We start from the raw sequence: 260 nt of genomic DNA, 5'->3' as shown, positions 1-260 counted from the left end.
AGTGGCTCGACCGTTTCGGCGTCGCCTACAGCTTCGTTGATTACCGCGACAACAAGCCGAGCCCGGAGACCCTGGTCGACTGGGCCGGGCAGGTTGGCGGTTTCGATGCGCTGGTCAACAAGTCCTCCACCACCTGGCGGCAGCTGCCGGACAACCGCAAGGCGCCGGGCAGCGAAGCTGAGTGGAAGCTGCTGCTGCGCGAGCATCCGCAGCTGGTGCGCCGCCCGGTGGTGGTGACCGAAGACGGCGTGGTCAGCCAG

The 260-nt window shown here is 67.3% G+C and carries 1 protein-coding gene; it reads left to right on the top strand.

Translation table 11 applies throughout. The features are described from left to right. A partial coding sequence (locus SB822_RS58515; protein ID WP_410859298.1) for an ArsC/Spx/MgsR family protein occupies positions 1–260 on the top strand: 260 nt, incomplete at both ends.

It is taken from the genome of Paraburkholderia sp. SIMBA_054, from assembly GCF_046534875.1.
In the GTDB taxonomy this organism is placed as follows: Bacteria; Pseudomonadota; Gammaproteobacteria; order Burkholderiales; family Burkholderiaceae; genus Paraburkholderia; species Paraburkholderia hospita.
The sequence above is the reverse complement of the archived record's forward strand: the minus strand, read 5'-3'. Positions and strand labels throughout refer to the sequence as shown.